The 17,266-nt window shown below is 62.7% G+C and carries 18 protein-coding genes; 9 read left to right on the forward strand and 9 right to left on the reverse strand.

Going from position 1 to position 17,266, the window contains the following annotated elements:
• Positions 1–53 precede the first annotated feature (53 nt).
• A complete protein-coding gene (locus tag HDG37_RS03470) occupies positions 54–1,193 on the reverse strand; it encodes a Gfo/Idh/MocA family protein (RefSeq protein ID WP_184044292.1) in 1,140 nt (379 codons plus the stop codon).
• Positions 1,194–1,196: 3 nt separating this feature from the next.
• Entirely contained in the window at positions 1,197–1,964 is a 768-nt protein-coding gene (locus tag HDG37_RS03475; protein WP_184044294.1) for a sugar phosphate isomerase/epimerase, read from the reverse strand.
• 331 nt (positions 1,965–2,295) lie between these two features.
• Here HDG37_RS03475 and HDG37_RS03480 point away from each other — a divergent pair, with 331 nt between their 5' ends.
• The 8 genes from HDG37_RS03480 (at position 2,296) to HDG37_RS03515 (ending at position 8,941) form a co-directional block, all read left to right on the forward strand.
• Positions 2,296–3,288 (forward strand): LacI family DNA-binding transcriptional regulator, encoded by a 993-nt coding sequence (locus tag HDG37_RS03480; protein ID WP_184044295.1) that lies wholly within the window; start codon positions 2,296–2,298, stop codon positions 3,286–3,288.
• Positions 3,289–3,738: 450 nt separating this feature from the next.
• Positions 3,739–4,119 (forward strand): DUF2946 domain-containing protein, encoded by a 381-nt coding sequence (locus tag HDG37_RS03485; RefSeq protein WP_184044297.1) that lies wholly within the window; start codon positions 3,739–3,741, stop codon positions 4,117–4,119.
• A 106-nt stretch (positions 4,120–4,225) separates the two neighbouring features.
• The gene (locus tag HDG37_RS03490; protein ID WP_184044299.1) at positions 4,226–5,119 is read left to right on the forward strand and encodes a hypothetical protein; all 894 of its coding nucleotides are present in this window, start codon (positions 4,226–4,228) and stop codon (positions 5,117–5,119) included.
• A gap of 18 nt (positions 5,120–5,137) precedes the next feature.
• Positions 5,138–5,503, forward strand: a complete 366-nt coding sequence (locus tag HDG37_RS03495; RefSeq protein ID WP_184044301.1) for a copper resistance protein CopC — start codon at positions 5,138–5,140, stop codon at positions 5,501–5,503.
• A 2-nt stretch (positions 5,504–5,505) separates the two neighbouring features.
• On the forward strand, positions 5,506–6,411 hold the full coding sequence (locus HDG37_RS03500) for a CopD family protein (RefSeq protein WP_184044302.1): 906 nt from the start codon (positions 5,506–5,508) through the stop codon (positions 6,409–6,411).
• A gap of 115 nt (positions 6,412–6,526) precedes the next feature.
• The gene (locus HDG37_RS03505; protein WP_260332724.1) at positions 6,527–6,973 is read left to right on the forward strand and encodes a copper chaperone PCu(A)C; all 447 of its coding nucleotides are present in this window, start codon (positions 6,527–6,529) and stop codon (positions 6,971–6,973) included.
• 466 nt (positions 6,974–7,439) lie between these two features.
• Positions 7,440–7,709, forward strand: a complete 270-nt coding sequence (locus HDG37_RS03510) for a MoaD/ThiS family protein (protein ID WP_090803938.1) — start codon at positions 7,440–7,442, stop codon at positions 7,707–7,709.
• 83 nt (positions 7,710–7,792) lie between these two features.
• Positions 7,793–8,941 (forward strand): exo-alpha-sialidase, encoded by a 1,149-nt coding sequence (locus tag HDG37_RS03515; protein WP_184044304.1) that lies wholly within the window; start codon positions 7,793–7,795, stop codon positions 8,939–8,941.
• Between the two features lie 272 nt (positions 8,942–9,213).
• Here the strand turns inward: HDG37_RS03515 and HDG37_RS03520 are convergent, their stop codons facing one another.
• Positions 9,214–9,537, reverse strand: a complete 324-nt coding sequence (locus HDG37_RS03520) for a hypothetical protein (protein WP_184044306.1) — start codon at positions 9,535–9,537, stop codon at positions 9,214–9,216.
• A gap of 228 nt (positions 9,538–9,765) precedes the next feature.
• On the opposite strand from HDG37_RS03520, the gene HDG37_RS03525 reads away from it, so the two are divergent.
• Positions 9,766–10,161 (forward strand): VOC family protein, encoded by a 396-nt coding sequence (locus tag HDG37_RS03525; RefSeq protein WP_184044308.1) that lies wholly within the window; start codon positions 9,766–9,768, stop codon positions 10,159–10,161.
• A gap of 259 nt (positions 10,162–10,420) precedes the next feature.
• Here the strand turns inward: HDG37_RS03525 and HDG37_RS03530 are convergent, their stop codons facing one another.
• The 6 genes from HDG37_RS03530 to HDG37_RS03555 form a co-directional block, all read right to left on the reverse strand.
• Positions 10,421–10,795, reverse strand: coding sequence for a BON domain-containing protein (locus HDG37_RS03530; protein WP_184044310.1), 375 nt, complete (start codon positions 10,793–10,795; stop codon positions 10,421–10,423).
• Positions 10,796–10,919: 124 nt separating this feature from the next.
• Entirely contained in the window at positions 10,920–12,044 is a 1,125-nt protein-coding gene (locus HDG37_RS03535) for a porin (RefSeq protein ID WP_184044312.1), read from the reverse strand.
• Between the two features lie 91 nt (positions 12,045–12,135).
• Positions 12,136–13,776: a 3-(methylthio)propionyl-CoA ligase gene (locus tag HDG37_RS03540; protein ID WP_184044314.1), complete on the reverse strand. Its 1,641-nt coding sequence runs from the start codon at positions 13,774–13,776 to the stop codon at positions 12,136–12,138.
• A 227-nt stretch (positions 13,777–14,003) separates the two neighbouring features.
• Positions 14,004–14,840 carry an SDR family NAD(P)-dependent oxidoreductase gene (locus tag HDG37_RS03545; RefSeq protein ID WP_184044316.1) on the reverse strand — a complete coding sequence of 279 codons (837 nt, stop codon included), beginning with the start codon at positions 14,838–14,840 and terminating at the stop codon, positions 14,004–14,006.
• A 5-nt stretch (positions 14,841–14,845) separates the two neighbouring features.
• Complete coding sequence (locus HDG37_RS03550) at positions 14,846–16,123, reverse strand: MFS transporter (RefSeq protein ID WP_260332725.1); 1,278 nt, start codon at positions 16,121–16,123, stop codon at positions 14,846–14,848.
• Between the two features lie 75 nt (positions 16,124–16,198).
• Positions 16,199–17,254: a 3-keto-5-aminohexanoate cleavage protein gene (locus HDG37_RS03555; RefSeq protein WP_184044318.1), complete on the reverse strand. Its 1,056-nt coding sequence runs from the start codon at positions 17,252–17,254 to the stop codon at positions 16,199–16,201.
• Between the last annotated feature and the right edge of the window lie 12 nt (positions 17,255–17,266).

Here is a 17,266-nt window from a genome sequence, read left to right on the forward strand (position 1 = left end):
GTCGCAGTCGGATCACGTCGCAACCGGCTTGATCACTCCGGAAGTCAGGTGAGTCAGTCGGCGAGAAACACCTCTTCGCCTCGACCCAATGGCACGACGACGGGTCGCTGCACGACGGTCTCGATATCGACGTGCCGCCCCTCGCGCGACGAGCGTTCGAAGGCATCCAGCACCTCCAGCACGTGTAACGCCAGTTCGCCGCTCGCGCGATGCGGCCGACCTCGGCGCAACGCCATGGCCATGTCCAGCACGCCCACAGCGCGGTAATTGGCCACCCGCGCACCACTCCTCAACGTGAAGTTGTCGACGCCAAAAGCATGGACCTGTGTGTCGAGCGGCTTAAAGCCGCTATCACGTTCAGCGACGCGCGGACTCCCGCCAAAGAAATTGGGATCGACGCCCAACAGGCTACCTTCCGTGCCATAGATCTCGATAGGCGCACGCTGATGGGCCCACACGTCCCAGGAGGCGCTCATCACCACGTTGGCCCCACTCTCAAAATGCAGGATACCGTTGACCGTGGTGGGCACCTCGACCTCGATGACCTGGCCCCTCAGCGGCTCACTGGAGATGATGCGCTGGGGAAAACCGATGGTGGCGCAAGCAGACACGCGTGCCACCGGCCCAAGCAGGTTGACCAACTGCGTCACGTAATACGGGCCCATGTCGTGAATCGGGCCGCCGCCAGGCTTGAAAAAAAACTCAGGATTGGGATGCCAGGACTCCATGCCGCGGGACAACACGGCCACGGCCCCGCCAATGGCACGCCCAATGCGGCCCGCATCGAGCGCCGCGCGGCACGCCTGATGGGCCGCGCCGAAGAAGGTGTCCGGTGCGCAGCCCACGCGTAATCCCGAAGCCTCGGCTCGCGCCAGCATCGCGCGTGCGGACGCGAACTCGGTACCCAGGGGCTTTTCGAGGTAGACGTGCTTGCCCGCCTCCAGAATCTGCAGGCTTACCGGCACATGCGCGTGCGGCACCGTCAGGTTGATGACGATTTCGATGTCGGGGTCGGCCAGCAGCGCATCCACCGTCATCGCGGCGACGCCGTGCTGCGTGGCCTTGGCCCGGGCGGCCTCCGGACGCAAGTCGGCGCAGGCCTTGATGCGGACGAATTCCGAATTCGCCGCGCCGGTGAAATAGGCATCGCTGATGTTGCCGCAACCGATGATGCCGACGAAGACAGGTTTCATGGATCAGGCTCCGAGCTGGTGCAGATAGGCAAAGGCATTGCGGGCGAAGCGTTCACCGTCGCTGGGATTGTCGTGCTCGGCGGCGAGGAAACGCGCCCCCGCTTCGCGGCAGGCGGCGGCCAGCGTGGGCCAATCCATGACGCCGTGGCCGACGTCGGCCCAGCCATCCTCGTCCAGTTTTTCACCCGCGGGCGCGAGGTCTTTCGCATGGGCCGAGACCACGCGGCCCGTATAACGACGAAGCCATGGCAGAGGATCGGCGCCGCCGCGCACGAGCCAGGCTACATCCACTTGCCAGCCGAGCGGGCTTGCCCCGGCGGACTCGAACAGCAGTTCCAGCGCCGTTGCGCCGTTCTCCCTGGCGCGGAGTTCCCAATCATGGTTGTGGTAAGCGAGGGCGATGCCCTGAGCGGCTAGCCGATGGGCGAGGCTGCCCAACTCGTTGCCGAGCGCCCGCCAGTATGCGGCGTCACTGTTGCGCTCGGCGGGCGGCACCGCGGGCATGACCAACTGGGTGATACCGAGGGTCTCGCACGCCGCGCTCACTTCGTGCAAACGCTCACGCAGCATGGCCATGCTGAGGTGGCTGGAGGAGGCGCTAAGGCCGCGCGCCTGAAGCTTGTTCCGGGTGTCGGCCGCATTTTCGAGCAAGGACCCGATCAGCTCCACCTGGCGAAATCCGGCTTGGGCGGCAATGTCGAACTGCCGGTCGAGTTCGCCCGCATTACGCAGGCTGTAAATCTGGATGGAAATGGGCAAGGCTTGATTCATGGTCGTCAATCCGAAGAGTCAAGATGGATGCGGCACGGATGGCCTACGGAGCTGGGCGCAAGTCAAAAGGTAAGCGCTTTCCCGTTTACCTGGAACAGGGGCTTTACCCTATGCAGCAGGGACCGGCACAAACAGGAGTACGCGAGAAGCTTCGAATAAGCGGATTGCATAACGCCGCGGTTTGCAGCAACGCCATGGATTCCCGCAAGCCGAGTCTGAATCCCCGCTCAGTTTCGAGGTTCGATGACGCATGAGGGGAAAACCTTTTCCCGCGATGCTAAAATTGTTACCTTCCTGCTGGCGACAAACGCGCCGCTGCCTGAACGAACCAATGCGAAGCAAACCCTCCATCGAAGCCGTTGCCCGCGAGGCTGGCGTTTCCATTGCCACGGTGTCGCGTGTGCTCAACGGGACGAAGGCCGTGACGGCGGCCACGCGTGAGCGGGTCGAGGCAGCCGTACGGACACTGAACTACCGGGCCAATCCGTTCGGCCGCAGCCTGAGTACCGGTCAGAGTCGCATTCTGCTGATGCTCATGCCGGATTTCGCCAACCCCTACTACGCCGAGATCGTGCGCGGGGCCGGCGCGGTCAGTCGCCAGGCCGGTTACATGCTGCTTCCGGCGGACCTGGAAGCCTGGACTGGCACGGCGGACGCCTCGCTGCCGACGCTGGCCGGCAGTCTGAGCGACGGCGTCATCAATCTCGTGCCCATGTCCGATCCGGCAGCCCGGCGCGAGGCGGCGAACGGCAAGCCATGGGTCAATTGCTCGGAATTCTTGCCCGGTAGCGACGTGCCTTATGTCAGCATCGACCACCGCCAGGCCGGTACGGATGCCGTGCAGTACCTCATCAACAAGGGCCACCGGCGCATCGGCTTCATCACCAGCGATGAGCGCTTCCTGTATGCGCGTCAGCGCCGCGAGGGCTATCACGCAGCACTACTGCGCGCCGGTCTCGCGCCTGCGCCCGAGCTTGTCTGCGTTACTGGCGACAATAGTTACGCCGCCGGAAGCCAGGCGGCGGCAAAGCTGCTGGCGGTGGTGGATCCACCGAGCGCCGTGTTCGCCGTGTCGGACACGTTGGCCATCGGCGCGATCAAGGGCTTTAGCAAAGCCGGCCGGCGGGTGCCGCACGACGTGGCGGTAATGGGCTTCGACGACGTGCCCATCGCTGGCATCTTCGAGCCGGGGCTGACGACCGTGGCCCAGCCCATGGTCGAGCTGGGCGCCGCGGCGGCCGAAATGCTGCTGGCGCTGCTCGACGGCCAACGCCCAGCGTCGCGCATCCTGCAGCATCAGCTGGTGCTGCGGGAGTCGGTTTGAGCGGTCGATCGGGAGAAAGTAAAGATCTGCTTTGCCCACCGAGGTGGTTTGTAGCTGGCTCAGTTTTGGTGAGGCTGCCGACGCCGATGCATGTCGGCCACCTTGCTCCCACGGCTCATGAAATCGTTCGTTGAAGCTTTCGTGGTCGCCGTGGTTGGCGCCGTCGCTGTGGCGGTTTTTGCTCAGTCGAGCCAGCCGAAGACCCATCAGCAAATAGCACGCGCGGGCGCACGCGAGCGAATGGCTGGAGATGGGCCGGCTACCACCCGATGCGCTCGGCTGTTGCCGACCCTCAGGAGTCAGTCAGGCGCGGCCTGCGAGCGTCTCATTCCAGGGCGACTTGAGACTTCTGGCAACGCGGCAAGCTGTCACAGGTCGATGCCTGCAAGTAACACATGGCATAATGCGCCGCATTCATCTTCACCAGACCAATATCGAATCGTCGGCCTTATGCTGAGCTGTTTCTGCCGGAAATTGGGCTCCTATCTGGGATTGCTGGCAATCCTGATGGCAACGCTCGCGCCGACGGTTTCGCACGCACTGGCTGACCGCAATGAGGTTGGGCTTCCTTCAGCCTCGCTCTGCTCCGCACATTCGACTCCAGGCAATCCGCCGGGCAACGAGGACCCCTCCCACTCGCTGGCTGCTCACTGGCATGCTTGCGGCTACTGCAACCTGATTGCGCACACGCCCGTGCTGCCGAGCGTCCAGCCTGAATTTGCGGTCACGGTCTGGGCCATCCAGCATCGCGTTGCGACGCGGTTCGAGAGCATCCGTCGCGTCGAACCGCTGGCATCCGCCCAGCCGCGCGCGCCCCCCGTTTCATCCTGAATTGAGCCCTGATGGCGATGCCGTGCACGAAGGCATCGCCAGGCGTCGTCGTGTCTCTTCACAGACACGCGGCGGCGCGATGACGACCTCAATCAATGGATGAAACATGCATGCCAATACCTTGCGCCATGGGAAACCCTTCTTCGCCACGGCAACGATCTCGTTCGCCGCAACTGCGCTCCTGCTCGCCTCATCGTCAGCCGCTGCCCATGCCATCGCGGGCGACCGCGTCTTTCCGTCAACGTTGGCTGTCGATGATCCAGGTGTCGGCGATGAAGCTAACTTCGAATACGGGCATCTGCGTGTTCCTGGAGACGACGGCGATCAAAGCATCAATACGTTCAGCTTCGAGTACGACAAGCTGATCACGTCAAGGCTTGCCCTGTCCGTCGACGGCGCTTACGTGATGCAGAACAATCCGACTGCGCACGGGTTCGATAACTTTGGAGTCGGCCTGAAGTATCTGCTGTATGTGAACGCCCCGCACGAATTCATGACTTCAGTCGGGGTGCATGCGGAATTGGGTGGAACCGGCAGCCACGCGATTGCGAACAGCTTTTCGACCATCTCGCCGACGATCTACGTGGGCAAGGGTATGGGCGATCTGCCTGACTCACTGGCCTATCTCCGACCCGTTGCCATTACCGCCGAAGCGGGGCCTTCGTTGACCACCGGGGCCGGTCAGCCCAATTCTTTCGACTACGGTTTCACGGTCCAGTACAGCCTGCCCTATCTGCAGCAGCAGGTGCATGATTTCGGCTTGCCGCAGCCGCTCTCGAACATTGTTCCCATCGTCGAGTTTCCGCTATCGAGAAGTCAGGGCCAAACCACCGGCACGATCAATCCGGGATTCATCTGGATCAACCGCTATGGGCAGTTCGGTGTCGAAGCCCAGATACCAATCAACAGCGCGAGCGGTTCGCATGTGGGCATCCTGGTACAGGCCCATCTTTTCTTCGACGATATTGCGCCGAAAACGCTCGGCAAGCCGCTGTTCTAACGTGTAAGGAGTCCTCTCATGAAACTGCACACGACTGCACGCGCGGCCATCGCCGCGCTGATGATCGCCGCCTGCAATCTCGCGCAGGCGCACGCCTACCCGACCCAGCAGGCGCCGGGGGCCGGTGCGACCGTCACGACCTCGCAGAAGGACGTGGCGATCGACTTCGACGATGGTCTGGAGCCCGCATTCAGCTCGATCGCCGTCACCGACTCGCGAGGCAAGTCGGTGACGAGCGGCAAAGCCGCGGTTGACCCGTCGAACAGGAAGCACATGTCGGTAGGGCTAAATCCCCTCGTGCCGGGCGCCTATACCGTCTCGTGGGTCGCCGTTGCCAACGACGGCCATCGCACCCAGGGGCATTACAAGTTCACGGTGAAGTAACGGTGGATCCGCTCGTCGTCGCCCAGATTGCACTGGCCGCGATGCAGGACATTCTGTTTGCCGTCGCTACCGGCGCTCTTGCATGCGGCGTGCTGGGCGCGCGTAGCGGATTGCCTGGGCAAGACACGACGCGAGTCTGGCGGACCGTCGCGTCAGTCGCACTCGCTCTCACCGCCCTGGCGTATCTCTGGCTTCAGGCCGCAATCATGAGCGGTTCGCCGCTCGGTGAAGCTGGTTCGGCTATCGCCCCAGTACTGACGCAGTCCCACTTCGGTAAGGCATGGTCGATCGGCGTTGCCGGCGCGCTGCTCGCGGCATTGAGTGGCCTCAAGAAACAGCGCGGCTCAGCGCTCTTTGCTGCGGGGTTCGTCCTGTGGGTCGCGGGCAAGGCAGCCGCGAGCCATGCGGCCGACTCCGGCGACTTCTCGTGGCGTGAGGCGATTCACGTCGTCCATCTTTCCGCGACTGCGCTTTGGGCCGGCAGTGTCATCGTCGCCGCGATCCTGCTGCGCCGGCTCGAACGCGAACCAGGCCGTCCGCCCCGCCAGAGGGCTGCGTTCTGCTCGGCGCTGTCTCATCTGGCGACGGCTGCGCTCGTGTTTGTTCTCGTCACCGGTTTCTACAACGCCGTTCAGGACACGGCGCAGGCCAGCGCGCCGCTGTTGCGCACACACTGGGGCCGGTTGCTCACCGCAAAGCTTGCATGTGTGGTCCTGGCGACATTGCTCGGCAGCTGGAACCGGATGGCGATTCTGCCCGATCTGCTCGTGCTTGCCGAGCGCAACGATCCGGATTACCCCGCCGCGCAACGCCGCTTCGACGGCGTTCTCTCTGTCGAAGCGCTCGTCATGCTAGCCGTACTTGCGCTGGCTGCGGTGCTGGGCCATACGTCGCCGACGGGCGGATAGCGGAGCGACCATGTAGACATGCGACCGATATGACGATCGAGCGGCGCCCCGGTGCCGCGACGTACGTCCCGCCAACCCATCACATTTTCCTTAACGTAGAACAGGAGGTTATGCCATGCACCACCCCTTTTTCCGCCTGGCTATCGCGCTGCCGCTCGCGGCTGCTTCGCTAACCGCTTTCGCCGCTTCGTCGGGCGCCATGATGGTGTCCGACTGCTGGATCCGCTCGATGCCGGGCGACGTGCCGTCCGGAGGCTACTTCAAGCTGATGAACATGGGAGACAAGCCCGTCGATCTCGAAGGTGTTAGCACCGATGCGTTCGGGATGTCCATGCTGCATCAGACGCAGACTACCGGGAGCACGTCGAAGATGGTCATGGTCGACAAGGCGACCGTCCCGGCCAACGGGACACTCGCATTCGCGCCGGGCGGGTATCACGTGATGTTCGAGAAGGAAAAGAAGCCGCTGACGGTCGGTTCGACGGTTCCCGTCACGTTCAAATTCAGTGACGGGCAGAGTATCGTCGGGCAATGCGCGGTGAAGAGCGCAACAGGCCAGTAATGACGCTTGCAGCCCGCGCGAAATCGATCGCGAGACTTGAGAACGCGGGCTGCAACGATTCGGGCAACCGGCGGACGTTTGTATCAGGTCAATGATGCTCGATGCGCTCGGCGATGTGAAATGATGCTGCGCCGTGGCGACGAGCGAAAAATGCGTGGGTTTAGCGCATCGCCACGCCCGGAAATTGAACGTCGCTGTCCGAGGCGGAAGCCGGCCTTCGCGCGTTCTATGGGAAGGGCGGCTGTTGGCCGCGTGCCGCCTCATGCATTGGGCTGCGCAGCTTGAACCTCGCAAGGCTGCGTTCGGCGGCACGCGACCCCGAGCCGCCTTTCGGACTCGCGACACCGCAACGGCCGCTTCGGAGGCGCAACCTGTCGTCTGTTGTATGGCGATGCCCCGAAGCACCCGGCGGATCGTCTAAACTGCAGAATCGACGAACAGGCCATTGCCGCTCGGCTACCCCGCCATGGCGCACATCTTCTTCGCTGCTTCGATTCAACGGCATATCGCAACGCCCGAGCGCGAGATCGACGCGCGCACGCTCGGCGAAGCACTGAAGGCCGTCTTCGCCGCGCAACCTCGACTGCGCGGCTACATCCTTGACGATCAGGGCTCACTGCGAAGACATCTCGCCGTGTTTGTCGACGGCCGGCCGGTGCGCGACCGACAACATCTGTCCGATGCGCTCGGCGAGGAAAGCCGGGTTTACGTCATACAGGCGTTGTCGGGCGGATAAGAAGGTTCCACTCTTACTCGAGCTTTGCATGGGACCAGAGTAAGCGCTAAAGCGCCAACTCTGGTCGACAGGAGACACTCCACATGAGCGATCGATTGCTTGTTGCAACCCGCAAGGGATTGTTCGTTCTGCAAGCCGACGGCGAGGGCGGCTGGACGCTCGGTGAGCCGTATTTCGTCGGCGAGCCGGTGAGCATGGTGCTGCCTGATCCGCGCGACGGTTCGCTGTACGCCGCGCTCAATCTAGGCCACTTCGGCGTGAAGCTGCATCGCCGGCGCGCGGGCATAGAGGATTGGGAAGAGTGCGCAGTCCCCGTCTACCCGCCGCAGCCTGCCGACGAGACGCATACCGGTGACGGCGCGGACACGAGCGCGGACAATCCGAGCGCGGCCGTGCCCAGCCCGCCGGCCCCTCCCTGGACGCTCCAGCAAATCTGGTCGCTCGAAACCGGCGGCCCGGACGAGCCGGGCGTCCTGTGGGCCGGCACGATTCCCGGCGGGCTCTTCCGTTCCGACGACGGCGGCGACACATGGCTGCTCAACCGGGCGCTGTGGGATCGCCCGGAGCGCCGAGAATGGTTCGGAGGCGGCTACGACGCGCCGGGCATCCATTCCGTGATGGTCGATCCGCGCGACAGCCGGCACGTGACGATCGGCGTGTCGTGTGGCGGCGTCTGGCAAACCGCCGACGGCGGCGCGACCTGGCGCGTTAGTGCCGAAGGCATGGAGGCCGACTACATGCCGCCGGAGCGGCGCGGCGATGCCAACGTGCAAGACCCGCACCGCGTCGTGCAATGCGCCGCAAATCCAGATGCGCTGTGGACGCAGCATCACTGCGCGATCTTCCGCTCGACCGACGGCGCGGCGCACTGGCAGCGGATCGAAGCGCAGCCTTCGAGCTTCGGCTTCGCGGTTGCCGTGCATCCGCGCGAGCCGGACACCGCGTGGTTTGTGCCCGCCGTGAAAGACCAGTGCCGGACCCCGGTGGACGGCCAGTTCGTCGTCACGCGCACACGCGACGGCGGCCGCACGTTCGAGCGTTTCTCGAACGGGTTGCCGCCTGCACCGGCGTATGACCTCGTGTATCGGCACGGGCTCGCTGTAGATGACTCCGGCACGCGCCTCGCAATGGCGTCGACCACCGGCGCGCTATGGACGTCCGACGACGGCGGCGAAAGCTGGCATTTGATTTCAGCGCATTTGCCGCCTGCTTATTGTGTTCGGTTTGGATGAGGGCGCGGGGTGGGCTGGTGAGACATGAAACGCCTACATTGCCATTCATGCGCCGGACATAGCCTGAATGCGTGCATCGGCGTGATGGATCGATACTTCGAGCCGTACGCGCCGGCGAACCGCTTTGTGTAGCTCGGCTTGTCGCAAGAGACCTTTTGACACTTCGCCGAACGTCTAATCAGCACCAGCAGTCACGCGGACGCCCCGGCGCGAGAGACAGCTTTTGGCGATGACGCAGCTACTACAGCGTCAAGGCGTGCGAGACTTCAGTGCTAGTTTTCCGCCTTTTTCGCCTCGTCTGCTGTACGTAGTGCTGCGTTAGCTGTGACCAGCAGTTTCGCATCGTGGTCTTGGACTGCAGCGTCAACCGTGTCGAACGCTTTCTTCAGATCCTTTTGTGCCAGCTTTGTCGCGCTTCCATTTTCCAAAATGGTTTCGGCTTCCTTTCTCAGGCGCTTAACTAGTTTCGCGGCGCATCTGGTGTCGAGCGTCCCATTGATGACGAACTCACTGATGTAATTCGCCAGCGCGGCCAGCGTCGCAGCGGTCGACTCATTCGCGCCGCTCGTACCGCTCGTTTCGGACTTCTTGCTCATCAGGACTCTCCCGTTAGGACACACTTCCGCAATGCAGGACCAACGCTACGCTCACGGTCGGTGCCGCATGAAATGGTGACAGATTTCGAGCGAAAATAAGACGGTTTTTTTGGATGAAGAGGCGCTGTCATATCGCAACGTTCGGATATCGGCCGAGTTCGCCCCCTTTGCGGACATCCGGCGCTCGGAGGACAATGCCCTTGCGAATCTCTTCCGAGGCTGCCCAACATGGCTAAATTTCAGCCCGATGGATGGCATACCGTCACGCCCCGAATCGTCGCACGGGATCCGGAAAACCTGATCACATTCATCAAGATGGTGTTTCAGGCACAGGGCGAATTCTGTCACGGGCGGCCTGCCGAAATCATGATCGGCGATTCCGTCGTGATGGTTAGCGGCGGAGACGGCCCTCGCGATCCGATGCCGGCATTTCTGTATGTCTACGTCGAGGACGCCGATTCGACCTACCAGCGAGCGATTGCCGCGAATGCGATCTCACTCGAAGTTCCGACCGACATGCCATACGGCGACAGGCGAGCGATGGTAAGAGATCCGTGGGGAAACACATGGCAGATTGCCACACATCAGCGCGACCTCTGTGCTGCCGAGATCCGTTCAAGGTAGGACGTTACCGACAGCAGCACTTTTCTGTCGGGTCGTCTATTCGCTAAAGCTCAAGAACGGTGCGGCACGCTCGGTCGACGTTGGGTGTTTTGCCTCCCGACGAATGCCGTCACCCCTTCGACGAAACCGGGCTCATCTGCGCAATCGATCCATTTGCGCCGTCCGCCAGCCAGATGCGCCGGCAGACTGACGTCGTAGGCAGAGCGGTGTCGCTTCGGTGCAAGCCTGGCAGCGGTCCGGACTTACTTACGAGAACCACTTACTGGCCGAATACGCGTTTGAGTGTCAGATTGTTTTTCACGGTTGTCACGCCCGGCACGGCTTCGGCAACCCCGGCCGCCCTGTCGATCTGCGCTGCATCGGGCACCGTGCCAAACAGCGTCACCGCGCCACCTCTCGCACGGACACTGATGTTTGAAGCACCGATCTCCTTGTCCTTCATGAGCGCAGCGCGTACCTTCCTGCCGAGCGCGCGATCAGCCTGCCTGGAACTCGCCGAAGCGCCGCTGCCCGGCGACGCCATGACGGTTGACGCTGGCCCACTGCCCGATTCGCCAGGCTGGGACCATGCATTGATCCATGTCGTCACGAGCAGTGCGCCGACCGCCAGTTTGAGTGCCCTGATTACCTTCATTGCTTTCTCCAGTCTTCCTGAGTCTTGTGGGATCCCGGTTGGAATCGCTGTTCTGCTACCGCGTGGCGAGCCGGCACGCTTCACCGGCCAGAGGTCTTCATTTCGAGCTCAATACGGAGGATCCCTAGAAGTAGTGGCGTATCCCGAGCATGACCGCCGTCGTCCCGAGGCCAGGCGCGACGGGCTGGCCGTACGTAATCGTCTGCGTCATATCTCCGTGGTTGTTCACCCAACCCACCTGGCCATAGAGCAAAGTGGCCTTGGACAGACTGTATTCGGCGCCTCCGGCGACCTCGAGCGATTTGTTGGCCGAATTGTTCGCGTCCTTCAGGTAATACACGCCACTGGTGAGCTTGAATGCCGGTGAGAACCGATAGCCGAGGCCGGCCGAATACAGGTCGAGGTTGACCAGATTCGCGTGCGCCGGATTCCTGCCGTTGGCATATGACGCGGAAATGGAGAAGGCGTGATAGGTGTACAGCGCCCCGAGGTAGTAGAGGCGGTTGTTGGCGAGTCCGGTGGGCACCGTCGTCGGTCCGGGATTGGTGTCGTGACCGTTGTAGTAGACGGCTCTCAGATTGAGGCCATAGTTCGAGTATTTGAGCACGGCGGACTCGCGCGTGCCGCCCTGGAAGCTGCCTGCCACACCGCCGGGCGCATATTCGAGCGCTGCGGACACGCCGGCGAATGTCGGCGACTCGTAGACGATCGCATTGCTGTCGTACAGCGCGCCGATCGGTCCGTTGGTGCTGGTACCGGACCAGCCTGCGGCCTGGTTCATGCCCAGCCACGCCGTCAGGATGCTGCCGAAATACTGGCCCGCCCGCACGTCGGTATCGGCCATCGCGTAGGCCATCGGCACGATCTGGCGACCGAAGTTCACCGTACCGAACGGTCCCGACACGCCGAGCGTCGCGAACTGGTTGAACTGCGCCACCGCGCCCGGCGTATCCGCCAGGCCGAACTTGCCGGTGCCGCTGTCGAACGACCCCTGCAGCTTGAAGTTGACGTGATAGCCGCCGCCGATATCCTCGGTCCCCTTCATGCCCCAGATGCTCGAGTAGATCCCGCCGTCCTTGTAGCGATAGACCTTTCCCAGATTCTTCGCCGTCGGGCTGAACGAGGCCGCCGAGGTACTTTGATATAGCAGACCGGAATCGACGACGCCGTACAGCGTCACCGACGACTGCGCATAGGCCGGACTTCCAAGGACGGCCACCGCGGCCGCAGCTACCCATTTCAGTTTCATTGCGTCTCCAGTTTTGTAGCTTTAATCCACCCGTAACGACGTACGTTCAAGACGTACGTTCAATACTCAACACGCCAGGCCACCTGCTTCCTTAAGTCGGCAACAGATAGTCCTGAAACGCTTCGCGCAGCTGGTTCTTCAGCACCTTGCCGGTAGCGCCAAGCGGCACCGCATCGACAAATACGACTGCATCCGGCGTCCACCATTTCGCGATCTTTCCTTCGAAGAACGCCAGCAATTCTTCGGCTGTCACCTGTGCACCGGGCTGTTTCACGGCGACAAGCAGTGGCCGCTCGTCCCACTTCATATGCTTCGCCGCAATGCAGGCCGCGCTCGCTATCGCGGGATGCGCGGCTGCGAGGTTCTCGATCTCGATCGAGCTGATCCACTCGCCGCCGGACTTGATCACGTCCTTGCTGCGATCGGTGATCTGCATGAAGCCGTCGGCGTCGATGGTCGCGATATCGCCGGTCGGGAACCAGCCATGCGCGTCGGCATCGATCCGCAGCGGGTTGCCACCTTCATTGCGGAAGTAGTTGCGCACCACCCATGGGCCACGCACCAGCAGATCGCCCGAGCTCACGCCGTCCCATGGCAGTTCCTGGCCGTTCTCACCGAGGATCTTCATATCGACGCCAAATACCGCGCGCCCCTGTTTGGATTGCAGGGCGCAACGGTCTTCCGGACCCATTGCGAGGTGCCTTGCTTTCAACGCGCCGATGGTCCCGAGCGGACTCAGTTCGGTCATGCCCCATGCGTGCAGGACCTCCACGCCGTACCCATCCTGGAACGTGTGAAGCATTGCGGGCGGGCAGGCTGCGCCGCCAATGACGGTGCGCTTCAGGGTCGAGAAGTTCAGGCCACCTTGCTCGAGCCAGGTCAGCAGGCCTTGCCATACTGTCGGCACACCAGCCGCGAAGGTGACCTGCTCGGCTTCGACGAGTTCGTAGAGCGCTTGGCCGTCCAACCCGGGGCCGGGGAAAACCAGCTTGGCCCCGACCATGCACGCGACATACGGAATGCCCCACGCATTGACATGGAACATCGGCACGACCGGCAGGATCACGTCGCGCGCCGAGCAGTTCAGCGCATCCGGCAGTGCGGCAGCGAACGTGTGAAGCAGCGACGAGCGATGCGAGTAGAGGACGCCCTTCGGGTTGCCGGTGGTACCGGACGTGTAGCACAGCGCACAGGCGGTATCCTCGTCAAAATTCGGCCACACGTAGGTCGACGAGCTGCGCTCGAGCAGATCTTCGTAGCACAGCAGGTTGGCAATGCCGGTATCCAGCGGCATATGCGCGCGATCGGTCATCGCGATAAACGCCTTGACAGTCTTGCAGCGGTCGGCAATGGCCTTGACCAGCGGCAGGAACGTCAGATCGAAGAACAGGACCTGATCTTCCGCATGGTCGACGATGTAGGCGATCTGCTCTGAGTGCAGGCGCGGATTGATCGTATGCATCACTGCGCCCATGCCGGATATGCCGTAGTACAGCTCCATGTGACGATAGCCGTTCCAGGCGAGGGTGCCGACACGGTCGGACGGCCTGATGCCCAGACTCGTGAGCGCATTGGCCATCTGTCGCGCGCGCCGGTGACAGTCGCGGAAGGTGTAGCGATGGATGTCACCCTCTACCCGCCGCGACACGATCTCCGTATCCCCATGATGGCGATCGGCATGCACGATCAGCGAGGAAATCAGCAACTGCTTTTGCAGCATCAAACCGTTCATTTCGTCCGTCCATTCTTTAATGCAAAGTCACGAGCCGACATCGCCCGCGGCAGCATTCGAGCCATTGAGCGCCTGCGGTCGTTTACCGGTCAGTCGTCTTTTGTCAAAGACCGATCTCCAGAAACGCTCACAATCCTATTTGCACAACTGATTGTTATGGCTGATCCTGAAGAGGTCGATGCAAGGATTTGCAGGCGTGATCGCTTCAGGTCACGCGGCGCACCCGGTCATATCACCACGCCGCCATTCGGGCTGATCACCTGGCCGACCAGGTAGTGGTCGCCGGCCAGATAGGTCACCGTCGAGGCGTATTCCTCCATCGTGCCCAGGCGTCCGGCTGGCACCACTTGCCAGAACTGGTTGCGCTTTTCCTCACCGGCGGCCTCGAAGTATTCCGTGAATTCGGGAGTGGCCACACCCCCTGGCGCCATCGCGTTGACGAAGATATTGGCACCCGCCACTTCGGCTGCGACCGACTTCGTGAAGGCAACCACCGCGCCCTTGGTGGCGCTGTAGTGCGGGCTATGCGCGCTCATGGCCGAGATGCCCGCAATCGACGCGATGTTGATGATCCGGCCGTCGCGCTGCGGTTGCATCAGCCTGAGCGCTTCGCGGGTGCAGTAAAAGAGGCCGTGCACGTTGACGTCCCAGTAACGATGCCACTCCTCGTCGCTGATGCTGCTGGTGAAAGCCAGCGATTGCCGCTGCACGGGCGTGGTGAGATAGGCGTAATGCCTGTTGCGGCGCGCCGTATCGATCGGCGTGTTCGGCACGAGCGCGGCGTTGTTGACGAGAATGTGCAACGTCCCGAAGCGCTCGACGATCGCGGCGAACAGCTTGGCGACTTCGCTGCTGGACGAGACGTCGCAGCGCAGCGCCAGACACGGTGCGCCGGCCGCTTCTACCGCAGCGCGCGTTTCTTCGAGGGCCGGCACGTCGATATCGCAGATCGCGACCCATGCACCGGCGCGGGCCAGATCAACGGCGATGGCACCGCCCATGCCGCGACCGGCACCGGTGACGAGGGCGACACGCCCTTCCAGATTCCGACGTTGGTCTTGCATGTCCATTACCTCGCAGGTTGTATGTTTTGCAGCGCGAGCGCACGCTGCCTGCGCGAGGCGCGCGCCGCGAGGGCGAAAAACAGCGCCGAACTGATCGTCAGCACGTCAGTGGCGATCAGGACACCCGTCAGCGGAGCGGTGGCGCCAGCCTTGATGAAATGGTCGGCGGCCATCCCGATGACCACGGTGCCGATGGCAAGGGCGAATACATTGATCGACAGCATCGTGAAACCGAAGATCGTCGAGCGCATCTTCTGGGGTGCCATGCTCATGATCGCCGCCGCCCCCGGGCCGTACACCGCCAGCGGCAGGAAGAATCCCGCGCACATGCCGATGTAGAACAGCGGCGAACTGACCGGGACGAAACGACAGGCCAGCATCAACGGCGCGCAGATCACGACAAGGAGCGCCATGAAGCTGGCGTGTCCGCCCCGCAGTTTGCTCGCCACACGATCGCCCATGACGCCACCCATCACCGCGCCCAGCGTGCCGAACACCAGTTGTAGCGCGCCGATCCTGGTGGCAATGCCAGCCGCGTTCATGCCGCGTTCGTTGACGAGCCACAACTGCGAGAAGGAAAAGCTGGCAAAAACGAGGTGTACCAGTACGAAACCAACGATCACGAAGCCCAGCGCACGGTTGCTGCCGACGGTGCGCAACACCGCGAGCGCCTGGGCTACGAACGGTGCGCCGCGTTCCTGCGGTGCGAGCTGGCTACGGTCTTCCTTGAGCAGCGTCAGCGGCAAGGCAACGGCGACGCCGACGATGCCAAGGACATAGAACGTGGTCCGCCAGCCATGCGTGGCGCCAAAGCTGCCGGCGAGCAGGAAACTGCAGCCGACGCCCATGGGTATCCCCATGAAGAACAGCCCCATTGCCGTGCCTCGTCGCTTCTCCGAGAAGAGTTCAGCCAGCAGGGCCACCGCGGCAGGTACCAGCGCCGCCTCGCCGCTGGCGACGAAAAAGCGCGCCACCACCATCTGCTCAAAGCTCTGGGCATGGCCCGAGGCCAGCGTGCAGGCGCTCCAGATCAGCACGCCGGCGGCGATGACCCGGGTGCGGCTGAAGCGGTCCGCAAGGGTGCCCATGAACATCGCCATCACGCCGAAGCTCAGCACCCATACCGCGCCGACCAGAAAGCCGTATTGCGTGTTGCTGAGCGCCAGATCTTTAATGATCTGCGGCGAGAAGCCGAGCAGCATATTGCGGTCGATGTGTGCCAGCAGGTGGATCACCAGTAGCGATGCCAGAACCGCAGAGGGGCTTTTCTTCCAGTACATCATCTGTCTCCATGCCTGAGAGGGTTCAGAGCGAGGCGCAACGCGATACGCTGCTGCGTTGCGCCCCGTTATCCCCGCTCAGGCGACCTTGCGTGCCGGCACGTTGCGCCGGCCGGACGTGCGATTAGGTACCATGCGCAGGTTGTCCAGCGTCTCGTCGACCGAACCCCACTGGGTGCCGATCTGATAGATGCGGTGGGCATCCTCGCCGCTCGCGATGTCGCGATTGAGCTCGCGCGCAATGCGCACCATCTGCTCGATCTGCTGCACTGAAGTCGCCCGCTCGCCGTTCGGGCCGAACAGCGTGTCTTCGATACCGACCCGTACATGCAGGCCCAGCGCAATCGCCAGCGTATTCATCGGCACCACGTTCCGATTCAGCGTTTCGAACGTAAGCACCGCGCCCTCCGGGGTGCGGCGGGCAAACTCGATCATGTCGGCGGGATGCAACCCGGCCGCGCCGCCGCCAATTGCCACGTAATTGATATTCAGCGGACCGCTATACGCACCGTTGCGAACAAGACGCTCGACCGTTTCGAGTTGCGTCAGATTCCCCAGCATGAACTGCGGCTGGATGCCGTTGGCGACGAGACGCCTGATGTGTTCGACGTGCCATGAGGGATTGGACGGCACGATCATGTCGCGATAGGCAGCCTGCAGCGCCGGGTTCATGAGCGAGGTACCCGCGATGTCGGCCTCGGTCATCAACTCCATCACGTTCATCTGGCTGGTGTTGATTGCGACGGTGACCTGATCCGGACGGGGGTTCAACTCCGCGAGCATGTGACGCGTGTCATCGTTTTGCCATTGGGCCGCTTCGCCTTCATTCTCCGGCGCGAATGAGATCGAGCCGCCGACCTGCAACACCATCTTCGGCACAGCATCGCGCAGACGGGCAAGCATGTCGTTGAACTTCGACAGACGCTTGCTGCCCTTGCCGTCCTCCTCGCGCACGTGCACGTGCAGCACGGTCGCGCCTGCGTTGTAGCAGTCGACGGCCTTCTGCACCTGCTCGTCCATCGTGACCGGGATATCGTCCGAATCGCCGGGGATCCATTGCGGCCCATAGGGCGCCACCTGGATCACGAGCTTTTCCTGGTTTTCAGGCAGCAGGGAGTCGTCAAGGAAATGCATGGTCTGTGTTCC

Origin of the sequence: Paraburkholderia sp. MM5384-R2, assembly GCF_014201025.1 — a bacterium.
In the GTDB taxonomy this organism is placed as follows: domain Bacteria; phylum Pseudomonadota; class Gammaproteobacteria; order Burkholderiales; family Burkholderiaceae; genus Paraburkholderia; species Paraburkholderia tuberum.

Bases quoted from the DNA above. Each gene is read 5' to 3' on its own strand.
- HDG37_RS03470 (WP_184044292.1), bottom strand. From the start codon at position 1,193: ATGAAACCTGTCTTCGTCGGCATCATCGGTTGCGGCAACATCAGCGAT.
- HDG37_RS03480 (WP_184044295.1), top strand. From the start codon at position 2,296: ATGCGAAGCAAACCCTCCATCGAAGCCGTTGCCCGCGAGGCTGGCGTT.
- HDG37_RS03540 (WP_184044314.1), bottom strand. From the start codon at position 13,776: ATGAACGGTTTGATGCTGCAAAAGCAGTTGCTGATTTCCTCGCTGATC.
- HDG37_RS03530 (WP_184044310.1), bottom strand. From the start codon at position 10,795: ATGAAGGTAATCAGGGCACTCAAACTGGCGGTCGGCGCACTGCTCGTG.
- HDG37_RS03525 (WP_184044308.1), top strand. From the start codon at position 9,766: ATGGCTAAATTTCAGCCCGATGGATGGCATACCGTCACGCCCCGAATC.
- HDG37_RS03475 (WP_184044294.1), bottom strand. From the start codon at position 1,964: ATGAATCAAGCCTTGCCCATTTCCATCCAGATTTACAGCCTGCGTAAT.
- HDG37_RS03555 (WP_184044318.1), bottom strand. From the start codon at position 17,254: ATGCATTTCCTTGACGACTCCCTGCTGCCTGAAAACCAGGAAAAGCTC.
- HDG37_RS03505 (WP_260332724.1), top strand. From the start codon at position 6,527: ATGCACCACCCCTTTTTCCGCCTGGCTATCGCGCTGCCGCTCGCGGCT.
- HDG37_RS03550 (WP_260332725.1), bottom strand. From the start codon at position 16,123: ATGATGTACTGGAAGAAAAGCCCCTCTGCGGTTCTGGCATCGCTACTG.
- HDG37_RS03485 (WP_184044297.1), top strand. From the start codon at position 3,739: ATGCTGAGCTGTTTCTGCCGGAAATTGGGCTCCTATCTGGGATTGCTG.
- HDG37_RS03520 (WP_184044306.1), bottom strand. From the start codon at position 9,537: ATGAGCAAGAAGTCCGAAACGAGCGGTACGAGCGGCGCGAATGAGTCG.
- HDG37_RS03535 (WP_184044312.1), bottom strand. From the start codon at position 12,044: ATGAAACTGAAATGGGTAGCTGCGGCCGCGGTGGCCGTCCTTGGAAGT.
- HDG37_RS03545 (WP_184044316.1), bottom strand. From the start codon at position 14,840: ATGCAAGACCAACGTCGGAATCTGGAAGGGCGTGTCGCCCTCGTCACC.
- HDG37_RS03510 (WP_090803938.1), top strand. From the start codon at position 7,440: ATGGCGCACATCTTCTTCGCTGCTTCGATTCAACGGCATATCGCAACG.
- HDG37_RS03515 (WP_184044304.1), top strand. From the start codon at position 7,793: ATGAGCGATCGATTGCTTGTTGCAACCCGCAAGGGATTGTTCGTTCTG.
- HDG37_RS03490 (WP_184044299.1), top strand. From the start codon at position 4,226: ATGCATGCCAATACCTTGCGCCATGGGAAACCCTTCTTCGCCACGGCA.
- HDG37_RS03495 (WP_184044301.1), top strand. From the start codon at position 5,138: ATGAAACTGCACACGACTGCACGCGCGGCCATCGCCGCGCTGATGATC.